This window comes from Rhizobium sp. RCC_161_2, from assembly GCF_041355235.1.
GTDB lineage: Bacteria > Pseudomonadota > Alphaproteobacteria > Rhizobiales > Rhizobiaceae > Rhizobium.
In genome coordinates this window covers 138,662-157,669 of sequence record NZ_JBFUPL010000008.1, presented here as the reverse complement: position 1 = coordinate 157,669, position 19,008 = coordinate 138,662, and the positions used below count along the sequence as shown (strand labels likewise).

Below are 19,008 nucleotides of genomic sequence, written 5' to 3'. Positions count from 1 at the left end.
TGCATTTTCGTGGATTCGCGACGAACTGGAAAGAGAAAACGCTCTCCGCCCTGCCTCATCCACCCGATTCAGCTCGAGGGGCTTTGTTCATCAATTTAATCAATGATTAAGGGAAAGATGACAGGTTGCCTCTGGAAAACTTGAAATGATTGCAGGTGGCGCGCTTTTTGCGCGCATACGGCTCTTGGCGGCAGGTTGGTGGCCGTCATCTCTTCATGAGCCGGCTTCCGCCTGTTTCAAGCACCCATGCCAGCATGATGTCTCCACAATTGATCTCGAGAGCTATCGCGGCTCTCAAGCTTTGGCGTGCCGTAATCGGATAGATGTAGGAAGCGGACGAATGACTGCCGATATTGGCAAGGCAGCTTTTGCAGTGATCACTGAAGATACGCCGTCGGACGGCAATCTGCAGGCGGCGCTGTTCGATGCCGTCTGCGATGGGCTTTCCAGTGCCGTCCTCGTCTATGACAAGAACGACCTGTTGCTGTTTGCCAGCCGCCAGGTCCTGAATTTTTTCCCGATCCCGCCGCAATTCCTGCAACCGTCGACACGGCTGCGGGATTATCTCGGTGCGGTTTTCGATACCGGCGTATGGCATCCGGACGGCCAGGCGAAATCGACGGTGACGCGTGACGATTGGATCTCACAGCGTATTGCCTCCCATTGGCGCGAGCGGTTCGAGACGACGGAGCGCCTCGGCACGGATCGTTGGGTCCGCTTCGTCAAGCGCCGGTTGCCATCGGGATTCGGCGTCTGCATTCTCTCCGATATTTCCGAGGTGAAAAAACGCGAGGAGCAATGGCGCATCGATATGGAGCGCGTGCAGCTCACCGAGGATATTCTTGATAACCTGCCGTTTCCGCTCTTCGTCAAGGACTGCAACATGGTCTATGTCGCGGTCAACAAGGCGTTCAGCGACAAATACCAGACCACGCCGGAGGAGGTACTAGGCCGCAAGGGCGCCGATCTCTTCTCTACCGACCTCGCCAATCGTTTCGAAGAAAGCGACCGGCATGTCATCGAGACCGGCGAAATGTCGATCACGCACCAGCGGCAGATCTCACGCGATGGCATCGAGCGCGACGTGGTCACCAGAAAGCAGCGCATCGGCAAGCCCGGCCGCTATTTCCTCATTGCCACCATGCAGGATCTGCCGAAGGACGGAGCCGATTTCGACGAATTCGCGCTTGCCAGGGAGATCAAGGAGAACAGCGACCGATCCTACCGGCGCGCCTATGTGCCGATGGCCGCATTGCAGACCCTTTCGCGCCGGCCTCCAGCCATGGAGACCTTCGTTCCCGCGAATTTCTCCGGCCGCAAGATCCTGGTGGTGACCAGTGATCTCGCCGCCGAAACGGCGGCGCTGAAGATGCTCGCCAAATACGGCTTCGACACCTGCTCGGTCCACAATGAAAACGAGGAGGCGGCATTCCTGGATGTCGCGAGTTCCCTCGGCGTCAAGATCGATCTGGTGATCGTCGACAACCAGCTCGGCAATCGCGGCGTCGAACTGGCGGAGCGGCAGAGTATCCCGGCGCTGTCGCTGGACGGCTCGCAGCTCGCCTCCGAACTCACCTTCCTGATTGCGCGGCACTTCAACCGCAATATCCGCCGTAAGCCGGGCGAGAGTGCCGAAGGCGGGGTGGAGGACTGGCAGATCGCGGCCGGCGGCGAAGAGCACGGCTTGCAGATCCTGGTCGCGGAGGACAACGACATCAACCAGATCGTCTTCTCGCAGATCCTGGAGGGGCTCGGTTACCGCTATATGATCGCGCCAAATGGTGACGAGGCCGTGCGGCTCTGGAACGAGCATCGCCCGGAGCTGATCCTGATGGATATTTCCCTGCCGGGTCTCAATGGTTTTGAGGCCGCGCGGCTGATCCGCCACAGCGAAAAGGACGATGGATCGCACATACCGATCATCGGTGTGCTGACCCAGGCTTTTGAGCGTGACCGCAAGGAATGCGCCGATGCCGGTATGGACGATGTCATCCTGAAACCCGTCAGCCCGGATATTCTTGAGACCGTGTTTCAGAAATACATGCGTGGCAGCCGCAATGCTCAGGCCAGGCAGGTCTCGTAACCGTATAACTCCCATGAACAGATATTGCCCGTATGGAATGACTGGAGCCCCGCCATTCTTTCTTAAGACTTCGCCGTCATGCTCTTTTGCGGGTGGAGAAAATGTCGGGACTGATCATGAAATCGGCTGAAATACCGCTCGCGCCAGTCAGCCAGAACGAGCTGCAGGCGATGGCATATACCGACCCATTGACGGGTTTGGGTAATCGCCACCGCATGCGCGATCGGGCGCGGCTGCTTTCGGTCGAGCGCGCCAGCGATCCCGCGCCCTTCACCATCGGCATCGTCAATCTCGATTCTTTCAAGCCCATCAACGATCTCTTCGGCGTCGAGGCCGGCGATGAAATCCTGTGTCAGGTCGCCCACCGCCTCAAGGCCTGCATTCCCGACGGCGCCACCGTGACGCGTCATGATGGCGACGAATTCGCCTTCGTGCTGCCGCTGGTCTTCGAGCGTGTCGGTGCGGAGAAGTTCGGGCAGATGATCCGCGAAGTGCTGTCGGCGCCCTATGATCTCGGCGATCGCAACGTTCGTCTTTCCGCCTCTTTCGGCTTTGCCATCTATCCCTTCGCCGGCGAGGAATTCGACGATCTTCTGAAGAACACCGAGACCGCGCTTTATCGCTCCAAGCGCCGCGGCCGTGGTCAGATCACCGTCTATTCCAAGGAAATCGCCCAGGAGATGAAGCGCGCGACGCAGCTCGAACAGGCGCTGCGCAATGCCATCATTTCCGATGCCATCGACGTGCATTTCCAGCCGATCGTCTCGCTTGCCAACGGTGCGGTTCTCGGTTTCGAGGCCCTGGCGCGCTGGAATGACGCCGATCTCGGCTTCGTCTCGCCCGCCGTCTTCGTGCCGCTCGCTGAGGAGCGTGGCTTCATCGATGCCCTCTCCGAGACCTTGCTGCGCAAGGCGGCCGAGGCGGCGCTCTCCTGGCCGCGCGAGCTGTTTCTCTCCTTCAACCTGTCCTCGGCACAATTGATGGATCCTGGCACGAGCAGCAGCATCCTTGCCATTCTTGGCCGCGTCGGGCTGGATCCGCATCGCCTGGAGCTGGAAATCACCGAAACCGCCGTGATGAGCTCGGCCGAAACGGCAAACCGCATCATTGCCGACCTCAGGGCCGCCGGCGTCCGCATTTCGCTGGACGATTTCGGCACCGGTCAATCCAGCCTCGGCCGCCTGCGCGAATTCATCTTCGACAAGGTGAAGATCGACCGAGCCTTCGTTTCGCGCATCAATTCGGATCGCGCCTCGGAACACATCGTCAAGGCGGTCCTTGCCATGTGCGAGGGGCTCGACCTTGAAGTCGTCGCGGAAGGCATCGAGGACCAGGCCGAGGCGGCAAAGCTCAAATCGCTCGGCTGCGCCATGGGGCAGGGCTACTATTACGGCAAGCCCGCAGACAGCACCGCCACCCTGCGCTATCTCCACGGAAATTGATCACAAGCCGGGCGGTGCCGCGCCTCGGCGTGTCCTGAAGCCTATGGCAATGGCAGTTCGTGGCCCTGCTTGATTGTTTCCATTGGGACGTCGGTCTTGACGCTCTGGACGCTGGGTATGCGTGTCAGATGATCGGCCTGGAAGCGCCAATAGCTGTGGAGATCGGCGGTCACGATCCGCATGATGGCGTCGCACTCACCGGTCGTCAGGTAGCATTCGACGACCTCGGGGAATTTTCTGACCGTCTCCGCAAACTGATGGGTAATCTCGGCGTCCTGCGTTTTGAACCAAACGCGCGCGAACACCGTGAGGCCCATGCCGACTTTTGCCGGATCGAGCACCGCAACATAGCGATCGATGACGCCGGATTCTTCCAGCAGCCGTACCCTGCGCAGGCAGGGCGAGGGCGAAAGTCCCACTTCCTTGGCCAGCTCCACATTCGGAATCCGCCCATTGCGCTGGAGCGCCCGAAGTATGCGCCGGTCGATGGCGTCTAGCGCTACTGGCATCATCTGCTCCTATATTCGATATAGACGCTATAATATGCCAATATTATGCAAGCTTGCGGCTGTCTTCGCAAGCCAATTGCGCAACCTTTGGCCTATCGTTCCAAGACACTAACATTGGGAATGAAAATCACTCATGGTCAAAGATATCAAGAAGATCGTGCTCTCCTATTCGGGCGGCCTGGACACCTCGATCATCCTCAAATGGTTGCAGGAGACCTATAAATGCGAGGTGGTGACCTTCACCGCCGATCTGGGGCAGGGCGAGGAGCTTGAACCGGCGCGAGCGAAAGCTGAAATGCTCGGGATCAAGGACATCCGGATCGTTGATGTACGCGAGGAATTCGTGCGCGACTTCGTGTTCCCGATGTTCCGCGCCAACACGGTGTACGAAGGCCAATACCTTCTCGGCTCCTCCATCGCCCGTCCGCTGATCGCAAAGCATCTCGTCAGGATCGCTCAGGAAGTGGGTGCAGATGCCATTTCCCATGGCGCCACCGGCAAGGGCAACGATCAGGTCCGGTTCGAATTGACCGTCAACGCGCTCGACCCATCCATCAAGGTCATCGCGCCGTGGCGCGAGTGGGACATTCAGTCCCGCACTCAGCTCATCGAATATGCCGAACGGAACCAGATCCCGGTCCCCAAGGACAAGCGCGGCGAGGCACCATTCTCGATTGACGCGAATTTGCTGCACACCTCGTCCGAGGGCAAGGTCCTGGAAGACCCGGCCGATATCGCCCCGGATTATATCTATCAGCGCACGGTCGATCCGGTGGATGCGCCGAACGTGCCGGAGATCATCACCATCGGATTCGAGAAGGGCGACGCGGTTTCTCTCAACGGCGTGAAGCTGTCGCCGGCGACGCTGCTGACCAGGCTCAACGAGCTGGGTGGCAAGCATGGGGTGGGTCGGATCGATCTGGTCGAGAACCGGTTTGTTGGCATGAAATCACGCGGGGTCTACGAGACGCCGGGTGGCACGATACTGCTCGCAGCGCATCGTGGGATCGAGTCGATCACGCTCGACCGTGGTGCGGCTCACCTGAAGGACGAGATCATGCCGCGCTATGCCGAGCTGATTTATAACGGCTTCTGGTATGCGCCGGAGCGGGAAATGCTGCAGGCGCTGATCGATCGGAGCCAGACCCATGTTGCCGGTGAGGTGACGGTAAAGCTCCACAAGGGCTCGGCCAGCGTCATCGCACGTAACTCCTCCAATTCGCTCTACTCAATGGATCTCGTAACGTTCGAGGAGGGCTCGGGCAGCTATGATCATCACGATGCGGAGGGCTTCATCAAGCTCAACGGGCTGCGACTGAAGACTTTGGCAGCGCGCAATGAGAGATTGGGATATTAAAGACCAAACGGCGGCCCATGAGGGCCGCCGTTTTTCACTGTTGCGCGAGAACCTTCGTTACTTATTGGTCGTCGACGAGGTCGTCGTGCTGTCGGTTCCGGGCACCGTCGTGGCTCGTGTCTGGGCGGCCTTGTCGGAGGCCTGCGCAGCCAGCGTCTTGAACTCGGGCGCTGCCTTCAGCGCATCGGCCGTTTCGGTGGTCGTCAGCTTGACACTGCCGTCCTCGACATTCTGCGTCGCTGTGATCTTGTCGAAGGGAACGGCGACGTTCTTCTGGCCCATGCCAAGGAAACCGCCGACGCCGACGACTGCGGCGACAACGCCGCCCTGCTTCAACAGGACCAGGTCGTTGATGCTGCCGATGCTTTCATTCTGACCATTATAGACTGACTGGCCGATATAGGTCTTGGCGCTGATCTGATCGGCCGATTGCTCGGTCAGATAGCCACCGGCCCGCGCCGTCGTTGTCGTCGGTGCCGTGGCGGGTGCCTGGGCGTCGCTCTGCGGCATCTTGGTTGCCGGCTTGGTGGTGTCGGGCGTTGCCGGAGCAGTCTGCGTCAGCGGCGCGTTGTTGCCGGTCGACGGTTGCTGTGCCTGGGCGAAGGCCATGGGTGAGAGGACAGATGCTGTGGCAAAGACCGCGCCAACAGCGACGGAGGTAAATAGTTTGCCGGTCATCGTGAACCTACCTTTCATTCAGATGGGCATGCTCCCCGGCTCGGGCGGCGCCACTTTTTTGGCTGACCATCATCGTGCCGGTTCGGTAGGGGAACTGGTCGAGGAGAGGTTTGGTTCCGGAAAAAGTTGCAAAAAACAGCGCCGCATCGCCTTGGGGGTGATAAAATATAATGAGAAATCAATATCTTATAAAAATATGGATGCAACCAAGGGAAGTTGATCCGATGGGCTGGTTGCGGCGGGAATGCCTTGGCTCCCGGCGCAGGGCGGCTCTATCCGAGCGCCCTGGCCTGTGTTTTCCAGTGTGCCGTCCTAGCGGTGATCGCAACCGGTGGAGAGACGGCAAACTCGATCAGATTTTGTAGGGCGGATCGAAAACGCCTTTGACCACCGGGCCAAGCTCAAGAAGCGCTCCGGCCTGGGGCTGTGTCGAGCGGGCGTCTTCATCGAGACCTTCCCAGGCCGTCGTCACCGCCAGGCGATCGGCATCCTTTCCGACAAAGGCAGGGCAGGAGGGTTGCGCGGCCGGCACGCGATAGCGCTCGATGCGCAAGCCGTCCGGGCTGTAGCGATCGACGAAGCCTGAACCCCAGCGGGCGTTCCAGATATAGCCGTCGGCATCGCAGACCGAGCCGTCGATGCCGCCTGGATCTTCCATGCTGTCGACCAGAACGATGGGTTCGCCCGTCGGAAGCCCGGTCAGAGGGTCGACCATCACCCGCATCAACTGGCTGATGCGCGTATCGGTGAAGTAGCCCATGGTGCCGTCGGGCGAAAAGCAGATCGAGTTTGGAATGCTGATCTGATCGAAAATCTTCGTCACCTTGCCGCCGGCGACGTGATAGATGGCGCCCGCCTGCATTTCGGCGCGCTTGCCCATGGTGCCGATCCACAGCGAACCGGAGATATGCGTGCGCCCGTCATTGGAGCGATTTTCCGGTTTGTCCGCCTCGATGGCGGCATAAAAAGTCAGCTCGCCAGTTGCGACGTCGCGCAAAAATAGACCCTCTTCGGTGGCGATCAACTGCCGTCCGGCGTCGATGCGGGCCAGCACGCTTGCCATCATCGGCAGCTCGTGTACTTGCTTCTTGCCGGTCGCAAGATGCAGCTCGTGCAATTCCTTGCCGAGAATGTTGAACCACCAGACCGTATCGGTATCCGGATCATAGGTCGGCCCTTCGCCCAGCACCGAAGCGGTGTCGGAAAGAATGGTGCCCTGGAAATCGTGAATCGCGGTCATATGCTCAAGCTCCTATGGCGGCGTCATAGGCGTAAATGGTCACCTTGGCGCGTTCGGCAACCTCTGCCGTCGTCATTCCCGGTTTGTAGAGGCTGGTGCCGAGACCGAAAGCGAGGATGCCGGCCTTGGTGTAATCGGCGAAATTCTTGTCCGAAACGCCGCCAACTGCGGCGATCACGAGCTCGGGCGGCAGCACGGCGCGGATGGCGGTGATGCCGGAGGCGCCGAGCACGCCCGCGGGGAAAAATTTGAGACCGGTCGCGCCGGCGCGTGCAGCGGAAAGCGCTTCCGTCGCGGTAAAGACGCCGGGCATCGTCACCATGCCCTTGTCGCGACCGCGGCTGATGACGGCCGGTTCGACATTCGGCGTCACCAGCAGCTTGCCGCCGGCAGCATCCAGCCTATCGACATCTTCGACGGTCAGCACCGTTCCGGCGCCGATCAGGCAATCGGCGGGCGCCAGCTTGGCGGCGATCTCGATCGAGCGGAAAGGCTCCGGCGAGTTCAGCGGGATCTCGATGGCCGTCAGGCCAGCCTCGATCAGCGCTCCGACGATATCAGCGGTCTCCTCCGGCTTGATGCCGCGAAGGATGGCAATGAGAGGGCGCTTCATGGAAGGGAAGGGGACTCGGGTCGTCATCAGCGTGTTCTTTCGTTATTCGGCCAGATTGCCTTCGCGGCGGCGGAAAGCCCACGGCGGACGGCGGCATCGGCATCGACAGTGTTGTAGGTGAGGGACAGGGTGCGGAAGGCATCCTCATAGAGCGCCTGCAGGCGTCCGGACGCAACAAGGGTAATGGCAGCCCCTTGGCCTGAGGATGACAGCGCACCGGCGATTTCGGCGCCAATCAACGTGCCCGAAATCAGCGCCTGCGCACCGGCCGCTGTCAGGCCATGCAGAAGCTGGCCGGCACGGGCGGTGAAGAGCAGGTTGGTAGCGAGCGCCGGCTTCTCGAAGGCAACCTTGATCGCGGTTTCGAAGGTAGCACTATCGGCCGGCATGTCGGCGGCGCCGGCAACCGCGTGGGAGAGGATGCTGTGCTTGGTAATGACGTCGAATAGCTCGCCCGTCATGAAGGTCGAAAAGCCGGTGACCTGGCCGTCGACCACGCGCACCCATTTCGAATGCGTGCCCGGCATGCAGACGATCTGCTCGCCCTTGGCATCGGCCGGTATCGCGCCGAGCAATTGCGTCTCCTCGCCGCGCATGACATCCGGCACATCCTTGGCGCGCTGCGCAAGGCCTGGCAGAATACGGACATCCCGCGCTTGGCCGGGCACGGAGACGGCGCCGGTGAGAATGGCGGCAAGCGATGTCGGCGTATCGATATAGCCGGCTTCCACCCAGCCCTGACGCGCGCCGGCCATGCCGCAGACGACAACGGGAAGGTTGTCGGGAGCAGAGAGGGCGGTCAGATGCGATTGCAGCACTTCGGCAAAGCCTGTCTGCGCCGCAGATGTCATGCCTTCGCCGCTGCGGCGCTCGCCGAGAACGCTATCGTCCTCGCCGATCAGCCACAGCCGGAAACTGCTGGTGCCCCAGTCTACCGCTACATATGCGGGCCTTGTCATTAGAAAATGCCTCCGTCGACAATGATGGACTGCGCGGTGATGCTGCCCGAGCAGTTGGATGCGAGAAAGAGAGTAGGGCCGACCAGATCGGCGGCCTTCAAAACATGCTTGAGGCATTGGCGCTCGATCGTCTTGGCGATGCCGTCCTCGGTCAGCCAGAGTTCCATCTGCCGTTCGGTGACGACCATGCCGGGCAGGATGGCGTTGACGCGGATGTTTTCCGGGCCAAGACGGCCCGCGAGGCTCTTGGTCAGGCCGATGATGCCAGCCTTAGCGGTTGCATAGGAAGAAAGCTGCGGCTGGTTCATCTTGATGACGATCGACGAGAAATTGATGATCGCCCCGCCGCCGGATGCCCGCATGCCGGGCGCTGCCGCCTGGGAAACGAAAAAGACCTGCTTGAGGTTGATCGCCTGGCTGTTGTCCCAGTATTCCTCGGTCGTCGTATCGAAGTCGTGGCGATCGTCCCAGGCGGCATTGTTGACGAGAACGCCGATCGCGCCGAGATCGGATTCGACGGCGGCAACCGTGCTCTTGATATTGCCGACATCGCGCAGGTCGGCATGGTAGAAGGCGACGGGATGCGCCGATTGTGCCGACAGCCGGGCGGCAAGCGCCTTGCTCGGCTCCTCGGCAATGTCGATGAAGGCGACCTTGGCGCCCTGTTGCGCGAAAGCCTCGACAAGTGCCGCGCCGATGCCGGAGCCGCCGCCGGTGATCAGGACGGTGCGATCCTTCAGATCGGGAAACTGTGCCTGTGCCTCGGTCAAATTCCTCTCCCTCCCTGGATCGGTAATAGATTCCGGTGTTTCTTTGCTGATAGTTCCATTATTCGGAACCAAATTTGACTATGTGGAATTATCGGATTACCCTTCCGCCATGTCAAGGACGTGACGGAGCGCCGCCGACACAATGAGGCGATCGTGAATGTGAAGCAGGAAGACACTATGGGCAATGCCCGCCGCGTCCGGGAAACCGGCACGCTCGGCAAGCTCATGGCGCTGCTCGATCTCGTTGCGCTTTCTGATTATCCCATGCGCTTCACCGACATCCTGTCGCTGTCCGACCAGCCGCGCGGCACGCTTCATCGGCAATTGTCGCACCTTGTCGAGGAGGGGTTGCTGGAGATCGATCGCGACGGGCGCTATCTGCCCGGCATCAGGCTCTTGAGCCTGGCCTCGCGCAGTTGGGCACGCAATGAATTCCGCGCCATCGCCGAGCCGCATCTGCGGCTTTTGCAGGAGCGGACCGGCGAGACCGTGCATCTTGGTGTGTTGCGCGGCATCGAGGTCATCTATCTCGACAAGGTCGAGGGCCGGCAGTCCGTGCGAATGTATTCACAGATCGGCAACGCATCGCCGGCCTATTGCACTGGTGTCGGCAAGGCGGCGCTGTCCGTGCTGGATGATGCCAGCATCGAGGCCAGCCACGCCGGTCTTCAGTTTCACGCCTATACCGAACATACCCATCGCGGCGTGGCGGATCTTCTTGCGGATATCGCCGCCATCAGGGCGCACGGCTACGCCTTCGACCGCGAGGAACATGAGAGCGGCATATGTTGCGTCGCCGCGCCGATTCGCTCGGACGACGGCAATATGCTGGCCGGCGTCTCGGTGACCGGACCTGCTTATCGTGTCACACCGGAAAAATTGGAGGAATGGGCACCCCTGGTCAGGGTCGCTGCGGCTTCCATCATGCAGGATATGCAAAGCCGGTTGGGTCCGAAGCGCTAGTTTTGCCGAATTTTCTCGACAGTCATGCGAAATGCGTTGATTTAACGTTTACGTGCACTGGACCTTGGCCGGGTTACACGTTTATTCTGCATTACTTGTAGAGATATGCGGATGATCTGCATATCTCTACAAGTGCCTAGTGCCATCCTCGGGGGAGTTTGGTGAAATGCTTTACCGGGCGCCGCCTTAACTAGTGCCGCAGCGGGCGAGATCTTATTCATTTCGTCGAACGCCGGCTTGCCGACGTTCGTGCGGTGATCCGGGCCAGGAGGCGGTGATTTCGAATTCCCCGTCCTCTCTTTTATATGAAGAAGACTGATGATGGCAGCATTGGTGCAGGTGGGACAGTCCCCTCGCGGGGAAGATTACATTGACGAAATTGCCGGTCTGAAAACCCAATTCGACGTTTTTCGTTTCATGAAGCGTGTGACCGAAGCCTATCGTTGCCGGGCGTTCATGATCGTGAACCTGCCGTCACCTACGTCGTTCGAGCTGCAGAGCAATTCGGTGATCAACAATTGGCCGGCCGAATTGCTGACGCTCTATGACCAGGAAGGGCTGTTGCGCAACAGTACCGTGTCGCGGCGCCTGCGCGTTTCGACATTACCCTTTGTCTACGACACTGCGGCAAACACCGATCGCGATGACAGCAAGATTCAGCTCAGGATTTCTTTGTTCGAACGTTTTCGGATGGCGCGGAGCATCTGTTTGCCGACCCACGATGCCTCCGGCATTCGCGGCGCTGTCATACTCTCAGGCGATCGTGAGCCCTTCACACCCGAAGAGACCAAGGATCTCTACTATGTCGCGATCCATGTCTTCGACAGGCTCGCCGAGATCCGCAACCTCGATGTCCGTATCATCGACACGCTCACCGACCGCGAGATCGATTGCCTGAACTGGACGGCCGCCGGCAAGACCAGCGCCGAAATTGCCGAAATCCTCACGCTCTCGGAACATACGGTCAATCACTACCTGAACCGCGCCACCAAGAAGCTGGATACCGTCAACCGCACCCAGGCGGTCGCCAAGGCGCTGCGTGTCGGGTTGATAAAATAGATCGCATGCGAACCGGGGCAGGAGCGAACGGAATTCGGGCAGCTTTCTGCGCGAATTTTGTGCGTTGCCTATAAAATTTGCCGACGCCATTTGCAGCGCTGCGCGGATCGAAATGGGCGATGGCAGGTCAATCCTCTGAAGATAAACGGTTTTTCTGAGTTATCGAAACTGGCACGCTTTCTGCATTGCAATATGCAGAGGTCCAGAGGGGACTTTGATAACAGCGCCGATTAATGCGCGCGGATCAGGCGGCCGTCGTCGATACCAGTGTCGTTGCTCTCCCGGCGACAGGTCTCGGCGGCGGCTGTTGCTTATTTGGCACGCCCTTGAGATCAACGGCCATCGGGAAGCGGTTTTTCGCTGACTTGCCCTATTCCTTTCCAGGCTTTGCTTTATTCCGGCCCCCGCAAAGATTTTGCGTCTCCAAGCGAGCGTTGCGGCTGGTAGGGTTATAAAACCCGGCGGACCTGCCGGTCGCAACGAACTGCGCCACTTTTGTCGATAGCTCCCCTGAATTTCGTTTGGCGAAGCCCCGTCACTCCACTATCTAAGCCAGAGAGATCCAGAACGTTTGCCCAAGGCAGCGCTTTGGATGGAAATCGCGCAGTGAGGATGGAATGGCTGGCATCACCAAGGAACAGGTTCTGGATACGCTGAAGACCGTTCGCGGACCGGACCTGGAGCACAATATCGTTGAGCTCGGCATGGTGTCGGATGTCTTCATTTCCGACGGCAAGGTGTATTTCTCGATCACCGTTCCGGCCGAGCGCGCCAAGGATCTGGAGCCGATGCGCTTGGCCGCTGAGCGTATCATCAAGGAAATGCCCGGGGTCAAGGGCGCCATGGTCGCGCTGACCGCGGACAAGAAGGCCGGCGCCGCACCGACGGCGCGTCCCACTCCGCCGCAACCACAGCCACACGCCCATTCACATTCTCACGCGCCTGCTCAGCAACAGCCGCCCCGCGCCGGCAAGATCGGTGTTCCCGGCGTTGGCGCCATCATCGCGGTCGCTTCCGGCAAGGGCGGTGTCGGCAAGTCGACCACGGCGGTCAATTTGGCCCTCGGATTGCTCGCCAACGGTCTGCGCGTCGGCCTTCTCGATGCCGATATCTATGGCCCGTCCATACCGCGTCTCCTGAAGATCTCCGGCAAGCCGAAGCAGATCGATGGCCGCATCATCGTCCCCATGGAGAATTACGGTCTCAAGGTCATGTCGATGGGCTTCCTCGTGGAGGAGGAAACGGCGATGATCTGGCGCGGGCCGATGGTGCAGTCGGCACTGCTGCAGATGCTGCGCGAAGTGGCCTGGGGCGAACTCGACGTTCTCGTGGTCGACATGCCGCCGGGCACCGGCGATGTGCAACTGACCATGGCGCAGCAGGTGCCGCTCGCCGGCGCCGTCATTGTCTCGACGCCGCAGGATCTGGCACTGATCGACGCCCGCAAGGGTCTCAACATGTTCCGCAAGGTGGAAGTTCCCGTCCTCGGCATCGTGGAAAACATGAGCTATTTCATCGCTCCGGATACCGGCGCCCGCTACGATATCTTCGGCCATGGCGGCGCGCGCAAGGAGGCCGAACGCATCGGCGTGCCCTTCCTCGGCGAAGTGCCGCTGACCATGGGTATCCGCGAGACATCCGATGCCGGCACGCCGCTGGTTGCCTCCGATCCCGATGGTGTCGTCGCCGGCATCTATCGCGAGATCGCCGCCAAGGTCTGGGCGCAGGTCGGCAATATGCCCCTGCGCGCCGCGCCATCCATCGTCTTTGAATAATTCGTGAAGGTTGGTGCCGGCAGCGATCGGTGCGATTGCCTTGCCCGCACCATGTGCTATGACTTCGCAAATCGGAAAGTTGCGGTGAAAACGCGCATTGAAGGGGTTGTGGCTTGATTCTTTGCGCGCTTTGCTGCATATGCGCCGCCGGCGTGAATTTGGTCGGGCATATTGGATGACGACCGCCCGCCGCATGGTGACTTCGTCTCGCCCGAGCGATCGGCGTTGTTTATGACGAGCGAAGAATTGGTACAGCAGCGCAATCAGCATGGACACGGATTCCCAGCCGGCTTGGCGGGACACGCCCGGAGTTTTATGAGTTTTCTTCATTGGCCATTGGTAGGATCGCAGCCGGAGCGCATAAAGCGCCTTCGCTATAGCTTTGCCTGCGCCGTGCCGGGAGCGATGCGTTGATCACGGCCTACTGTTCCGACTGCACGTCGCTCGAACTGGCAAACCTTTCGACGCTTGCCCAATTGCCGGACAATGCGGTCTGGATCGACATGGTCGAACCGTCTCGCGAAGAGGAAACCAATATCGAGCGCCTGTTGGGCCTCGAGGTTCCGACCCGCGAGGATATGAAGGATATCGAGCCATCGGCCCGGCTCTATGTCGAGAATGACGCGGTCTTCCTGACGGCGTCGTTGCTGTGGAAGGCCGATACCAATCTGCCGATGCTGACCGACGTCGCCTTCATCCTGACGGGACATCGCCTGGTCACGATCCGCTATGCCCGGCCGAAATCCTTTGCACTGTTTATCGCCGCCCTGCAGCGGATTCCGCATGAGCGGCTCACGGGCGTCTCACTGCTGGCGAAACTTCTCGAAACAATTGTCGATCGCACGGCCGAGGTCCTTGAACAAACGGTCTCCGGCATCGATATATTGTCGGCGCATGTATTCGGCGACCGCGTGAAGAAAATCCGTCGTCCGGCGAACTATCTGGAAGAGAAGCTGAAGGACATAGCAGGCTACCATCGCACGATCAGCAAGGTGCGTGATAGCCTGAGTTCGGTGTCGCGGCTTCTGGTCTTCCTCAATACCATCCCCGCCATGCAGCAGGACCATGAGGCCAAGGAATTGTGCCGCAACGTCTCACGGGATGTGCAGTCACTATCCGAGCATGCCTCTTTCGTGGCGGGCAACATTACCTTCCTGTTGGATGCATCGCTTGGCCTGATCAATATCGAGCAGAACGCCATCATCAAGATTTTCTCGATCGCCTCCGTGGTTTTCCTGCCCCCGACGCTCGTGGCATCGGTCTACGGTATGAACTTCGAGTTCATGCCTGAACTGCATTTTACCTACGGCTACCCGGCATCGTTGCTGTTGATGGTGGTGTCTGCCGTCGTTCCGTTTTTCTTTTTTCGCTGGAAAGGCTGGCTCTGAGAGTCTAGTGATCCTGAATGTCTGACGAAACCCATCATTCTCCCGACGGGAAAATGAGCATACGCAAACTGTCCTACCTCGCCATCGGGTCTGTCGGCGTGGTGTATGGCGATATCGGTACGAGCCCTCTTTACGCCTTTCGCGAGGCGCTGAAGCCGGTGGCCGCCGATGGCCTGACGCGTGGTGAGGTCATCAGCCTTGTTTCGCTGATGTTCTGGGCGCTGACGATCATCGTCACCATGAAATATGTCCTTTTTCTGCTGCGCGCCGACAATGACGGCGAAGGCGGCACGCTGTCGCTTCTCGCGCTGCTGATGAAAACGGCGAACGGTCATACCGCCATTCTGATGCTGCTGGGGCTTCTGGGTGCGGCACTCTTTCTCGGCGATGCGATGATCACGCCGGCCCTGTCGGTTCTCTCGGCCGTCGAGGGCCTGAAGCTGGTCACGCCGACGCTGTCGGATTATATCGTGCCGATCTCGGTCGCGATCCTGGCGCTGCTCTTTGCCATCCAGTCGCATGGAACCGGTGCGGTGGCGCGCTTCTTCGGCCCGATCACGGCGATTTGGTTCATCGTCATGGGCGTTGCCGGCATCATGCACATCGCCGATGACTACGGCATCCTCGCCGCGCTCAATCCCTGGTATGCGGTCAACTTCCTGATGAACGAGGGCTTTCTCGGCGTCGTCGTGCTCGGCGCGGTCTTCCTGACGGTGACCGGCGCCGAAGCCTTGTACGCCGACCTCGGCCATTTCGGCCGGCGGCCGATCCAGTGGGCCTGGTTCGCCTTGGTATTTCCGTCGCTGACGCTGAACTATCTCGGCCAGGGTGCGCTGGTGCTGCGCGAGCCGCTAGCCATGTCCGATCCGTTCTTCCTGATGTATCCGCATTGGGCGCTGCTGCCGGTGGTCATTCTCGCCACCATGGCAACGATCATCGCCAGCCAGGCGGTCATCACCGGCGCCTTCTCGTTGACGCGCCAGGCCATTCATCTCGGCTTCCTGCCGCGCATGGAAATCCTCATTACCTCAGAAACCAATACTGGTCAGATCTTCCTGCCGGCGGTGAACGCCGTGCTGTTCTTCGGCGTCATCTTCCTGGTGCTGAGCTTCAAGACATCGGATGCGCTGGCAACGGCCTATGGCATCTCGGTGACCGGCGCGATGGTCGTCACCTCGATCATGGCCTTCGAATTCGTCCGCGTCCGCTGGAACTGGACGCTGCCGATGGCGATTGCCGTGCTGACGCCGCTGCTGCTTCTCGAATTCGTCTTCCTCGGGGCCAACCTGCTGAAGATTCACGATGGCGGCTATGTTCCGGTACTGATCGCAACCGCCTTCACGGTTATCATGTGGACCTGGCGTCGTGGCACGGCGATCCTGATGGAAAAGACGCGGCATACGGATATTCCGCTATCGTCCTTCGTCAGCTCGATCGAGCGCAAGAGCGATCATTCGCCGGCGCATGTGCCGGGCACGGCGATCTTCCTCACCAGCGATCCGGAATCGGCCCCGGCGGCCCTTCTTCACAATCTGAAGCACAATCACGTCCTACACGACAAGAATGTCATCCTGACGATCCGCACCACCAACAAGCCGCGTGTCCCCCAGGAGGACCGCTACTCGGTGGAGAAGGTCTCCGACCGCTTCTCGCGCGTCGAGCTGCGTTTCGGCTTCATGGAATCGCAGAATGTCTCGCAAGCGCTTGCGACCCTGCGCAAGACCGGCCTGAAGTTCGACATCATGTCGACGTCCTTCTATCTCGGCCGCCGTAAGCTGGTGCCGGACGCCAAGTCCGGCATGCCGCACTGGCAGGACCGGCTCTACATCGCGCTTGCCAACGCGGCGACCGACCCCTCCGACTATTTCCGCCTGCCGGCCAATCGTGTGGTGGAACTGGGCTCGCACGTCATTATCTGAGGTCGACACAACCGCTATTTACCCGAAGGCCCGGTGGATATCCGCCGGGCCTTTTGACTTTTCTATTGTGCAAGTAGTATTTGCTGATGTTCAATTTAAAAGGGAATTGGCGCTTTTTCGGGAGGGATGAGAGCGGATGCTTAAACAGACCTTGTTTATCGTGCGTAACAATCTGGCGTTTTACGCGATGGTCATTGGATGTTGTGTTGGCGGAGCGATTTTTGACCAATATTTCGATAAGTCCGCCTCGACCGGCGTGGGTTTCTTTTTATTGTGCTTATTATCGATGAACGTGCAGAATTCCGTCCTACGCAATCTGAATTTCACAGCAGCGGCAAAAATCGGAAAGCCTCCAGTTCGCGGGTATATGTTCAGGAGTCTGGCACTGAGTTTAGTCGTGCTTTTCCTGGCGGCCCCTCCTCTCGTATTTCTTGTTGATGCGACCGGCGTTAGCAAGGGAGCTTTCATCCTATGGGCGATGCTGGCTTTCCTGCTGGCGTTCGTCATCGTCTTTTCTCTCCTCGGCACATGGTTGCCCGCGAGTATCTACGGCGCGAATACCGGTATAGGCGATGCGCTGCGAAGAGGCGTCGCGCGATTTCCTTCAACGACCGCCCTAGTATTTTTTGGCCTAATCTTTCCTCTCGCTGCAGGGATTATTGCGGTGATCCTTGCGGGTGCCTTTGGTGGTTCGAGCCTGCTGGTGAAAGGGCACTTGAACGTCGCCTTTGTTATGGCCTCGCTGATATCCAACGGCTCGCTGGCGATCGGCTGGACTTACATTTCAGTGGTGTCGGTGCGGCGATATATGGATGCTGAACACATTGGGCCTCCGGTCGGGGCAGAATTGCTTACGGTTTTTGGGTAGCGCCATGCTCCAGACTACGTGACCGCGGAGCAGGTCAACCGTCGCCTTCATTCATGAACGGCTCCTTGCCCGAATTAACCATCCATCAAGGTTAATGGGAGATTATTCCGGCTCCTAGTCCCGAGTGCCGTTTGGAGTCCGGTATTGCCTCGTCCGCGTCGTGTTTTCCCTGCATTTGGCTTGTTGCCGAAAAACTGGACGTCTCCTGCCGTCTTCGGGCTCTGCGCATGGATGATCTTTCCCTCGACCGCGGCCTATGCCGATCTCGCCGGCCTTTTGGCAGGCATCGACAGGGGCGGCAGCAACTGGCGCATGGTAATCACCAACTCCCCGGCCGGCTCCACCCATCAGGCTGAGCTTGCGTTCGGCGATGCATCGACCGCGGCCGCTATCGGCGACGGTGGTCTCGTCCTGCCCGATGGACGCCGTGTTGCCTTCCTGTCGGAGCAGAAGGGCAGCGATCCCAAGCCGGACGAAGAGCGCATCAATCGCGAGGACAAGAAAAGCCGGGTGGTCGCCGTCACGCCGATGCAGCCGCCGAAGGATTTTTCCGCCGGTTCCGTGCTGCAGCGTCAGAGTATGCTGCTCCGTCCGGAGCTGGATACAAACGACAAGACCGCTTTCCTGAAACCCAGGATCGGCGGCAAGGAAATTCAGATCGCCACGGCCTTCTATAAGAAGCAGCCGCCGAAGCCGGATGACAGCGTGCCGTCCTATCTGGCGAGCTTGGTGACCAGCCAGGATGCCGACGTTCTCGCCGCCGCCTATGCGTCGCCGGCGCCGGACTATGCCCGTGTCTCGCCCTTCGATTCCATTCTCGCCAAGGATCAAGATAATGACGGCCGCTTCGTGCCGCAGATCGGGCCACAGGATCATGCCTGGGCCGCGAGCGTCCTGCCGCCCTCGGTCTTTTCCTCGGATGAACAGCAATGCCTCGCCACCGGCATCTATTTCGAGGCGCGTGGGGAATCGGTGAAAGGGCAGGCGGCCGTCGCCCAGGTCATCCTCAACCGCGTCCGCAATCCGGCCTATCCGAAAACCATCTGCGGCGTCGTCTATCAGAATGACGACTGGCACAATGCCTGTCAGTTCTCCTTTGCATGCGACAACGTCAAGGAGCGGGTCAATTCGCCGGAACACTGGAAGATTGCCCGCCAGGTCGCGATGGCCGTGACTGCCGGCAAGATCTGGCTGCCGGAAGTCGGCTCCGCCACGCACTACCACGCCGTCTATGTCCGGCCGAAATGGGCAGCCGAAATGGTGAAGGTCGGCCGCATCGGCATGCACATCTTCTATCGCACCTATGGCGGCGGCTGGAGCTGAGGTGCTTGCCGAGTGGCTTCTCCGCCATGGCAGGCGACGGACGGATGGCAAAAAAGCGGTGG

17 protein-coding genes are annotated in these 19,008 nt (G+C 59.8%); 11 read left to right on the top strand and 6 right to left on the bottom strand.

Annotation, left to right across the window (positions count from 1 at the left end):
- Positions 1–340: 340 nt before the first annotated feature.
- Both AB6803_RS20875 and AB6803_RS20870 read left to right on the top strand, forming a co-directional pair.
- A complete protein-coding gene (locus tag AB6803_RS20875; protein ID WP_371110682.1) occupies positions 341–2,083 on the top strand; it encodes a response regulator in 1,743 nt (580 codons plus the stop codon).
- 113 nt (positions 2,084–2,196) lie between these two features.
- Positions 2,197–3,525 carry a putative bifunctional diguanylate cyclase/phosphodiesterase gene (locus AB6803_RS20870; RefSeq protein ID WP_371110847.1) on the top strand — a complete coding sequence of 443 codons (1,329 nt, stop codon included), beginning with the start codon at positions 2,197–2,199 and terminating at the stop codon, positions 3,523–3,525.
- Between the two features lie 41 nt (positions 3,526–3,566).
- Here the strand turns inward: AB6803_RS20870 and AB6803_RS20865 are convergent, their stop codons facing one another.
- Entirely contained in the window at positions 3,567–4,034 is a 468-nt protein-coding gene (locus AB6803_RS20865) for an Lrp/AsnC family transcriptional regulator (protein ID WP_371110681.1), read from the bottom strand.
- Positions 4,035–4,167: 133 nt separating this feature from the next.
- On the opposite strand from AB6803_RS20865, the gene AB6803_RS20860 reads away from it, so the two are divergent.
- Positions 4,168–5,391 (top strand): argininosuccinate synthase, encoded by a 1,224-nt coding sequence (locus AB6803_RS20860; RefSeq protein WP_371110680.1) that lies wholly within the window; start codon positions 4,168–4,170, stop codon positions 5,389–5,391.
- 57 nt (positions 5,392–5,448) lie between these two features.
- Here the strand turns inward: AB6803_RS20860 and AB6803_RS20855 are convergent, their stop codons facing one another.
- Positions 5,449–6,069 carry a PRC-barrel domain-containing protein gene (locus AB6803_RS20855; RefSeq protein ID WP_371110679.1) on the bottom strand — a complete coding sequence of 207 codons (621 nt, stop codon included), beginning with the start codon at positions 6,067–6,069 and terminating at the stop codon, positions 5,449–5,451.
- On the opposite strand from AB6803_RS20855, the gene AB6803_RS20850 reads away from it, so the two are divergent.
- Positions 6,059–6,289, top strand: coding sequence for a hypothetical protein (locus tag AB6803_RS20850; protein ID WP_371110678.1), 231 nt, complete (start codon positions 6,059–6,061; stop codon positions 6,287–6,289). The genes AB6803_RS20855 and AB6803_RS20850 overlap by 11 nt on opposite strands.
- A gap of 132 nt (positions 6,290–6,421) precedes the next feature.
- Here the strand turns inward: AB6803_RS20850 and AB6803_RS20845 are convergent, their stop codons facing one another.
- The 4 genes from AB6803_RS20845 to AB6803_RS20830 are packed head-to-tail and all read right to left on the bottom strand — an operon-like array spanning position 6,422 to position 9,651.
- Positions 6,422–7,309, bottom strand: a complete 888-nt coding sequence (locus AB6803_RS20845) for an SMP-30/gluconolactonase/LRE family protein (protein WP_371110677.1) — start codon at positions 7,307–7,309, stop codon at positions 6,422–6,424.
- Positions 7,310–7,313: 4 nt separating this feature from the next.
- Positions 7,314–7,949, bottom strand: coding sequence for a 2-dehydro-3-deoxy-6-phosphogalactonate aldolase (locus tag AB6803_RS20840; RefSeq protein WP_371110676.1), 636 nt, complete (start codon positions 7,947–7,949; stop codon positions 7,314–7,316).
- Positions 7,949–8,881, bottom strand: coding sequence for a 2-dehydro-3-deoxygalactonokinase (locus AB6803_RS20835; RefSeq protein WP_371110675.1), 933 nt, complete (start codon positions 8,879–8,881; stop codon positions 7,949–7,951). The genes AB6803_RS20840 and AB6803_RS20835 overlap by 1 nt, the downstream gene beginning before the upstream one ends.
- A complete protein-coding gene (locus AB6803_RS20830; RefSeq protein WP_371110674.1) occupies positions 8,881–9,651 on the bottom strand; it encodes an SDR family NAD(P)-dependent oxidoreductase in 771 nt (256 codons plus the stop codon). The genes AB6803_RS20835 and AB6803_RS20830 overlap by 1 nt, the downstream gene beginning before the upstream one ends.
- A 177-nt stretch (positions 9,652–9,828) precedes the next feature.
- Between AB6803_RS20830 and AB6803_RS20825 the strand changes: the two genes are divergently transcribed.
- The 7 genes from AB6803_RS20825 to AB6803_RS20795 all read left to right on the top strand — a co-directional run bounded on the left by AB6803_RS20825 (position 9,829) and on the right by AB6803_RS20795 (position 18,946).
- The gene (locus AB6803_RS20825; protein ID WP_371110846.1) at positions 9,829–10,614 is read left to right on the top strand and encodes an IclR family transcriptional regulator; all 786 of its coding nucleotides are present in this window, start codon (positions 9,829–9,831) and stop codon (positions 10,612–10,614) included.
- A gap of 318 nt (positions 10,615–10,932) precedes the next feature.
- Positions 10,933–11,673 carry an autoinducer binding domain-containing protein gene (locus AB6803_RS20820; RefSeq protein ID WP_371110673.1) on the top strand — a complete coding sequence of 247 codons (741 nt, stop codon included), beginning with the start codon at positions 10,933–10,935 and terminating at the stop codon, positions 11,671–11,673.
- Positions 11,674–12,290: 617 nt separating this feature from the next.
- A complete protein-coding gene (locus tag AB6803_RS20815) occupies positions 12,291–13,448 on the top strand; it encodes an Mrp/NBP35 family ATP-binding protein (RefSeq protein WP_371110672.1) in 1,158 nt (385 codons plus the stop codon).
- 410 nt (positions 13,449–13,858) lie between these two features.
- A complete protein-coding gene (locus AB6803_RS20810) occupies positions 13,859–14,836 on the top strand; it encodes a magnesium transporter CorA family protein (RefSeq protein WP_371110671.1) in 978 nt (325 codons plus the stop codon).
- A gap of 53 nt (positions 14,837–14,889) precedes the next feature.
- On the top strand, positions 14,890–16,755 hold the full coding sequence (locus AB6803_RS20805) for a potassium transporter Kup (protein WP_371110670.1): 1,866 nt from the start codon (positions 14,890–14,892) through the stop codon (positions 16,753–16,755).
- 136 nt (positions 16,756–16,891) lie between these two features.
- Positions 16,892–17,623: a hypothetical protein gene (locus tag AB6803_RS20800; RefSeq protein WP_371110669.1), complete on the top strand. Its 732-nt coding sequence runs from the start codon at positions 16,892–16,894 to the stop codon at positions 17,621–17,623.
- A gap of 144 nt (positions 17,624–17,767) precedes the next feature.
- On the top strand, positions 17,768–18,946 hold the full coding sequence (locus AB6803_RS20795) for a cell wall hydrolase (protein ID WP_371110668.1): 1,179 nt from the start codon (positions 17,768–17,770) through the stop codon (positions 18,944–18,946).
- The last annotated feature ends 62 nt before the right edge of the window (positions 18,947–19,008 follow it).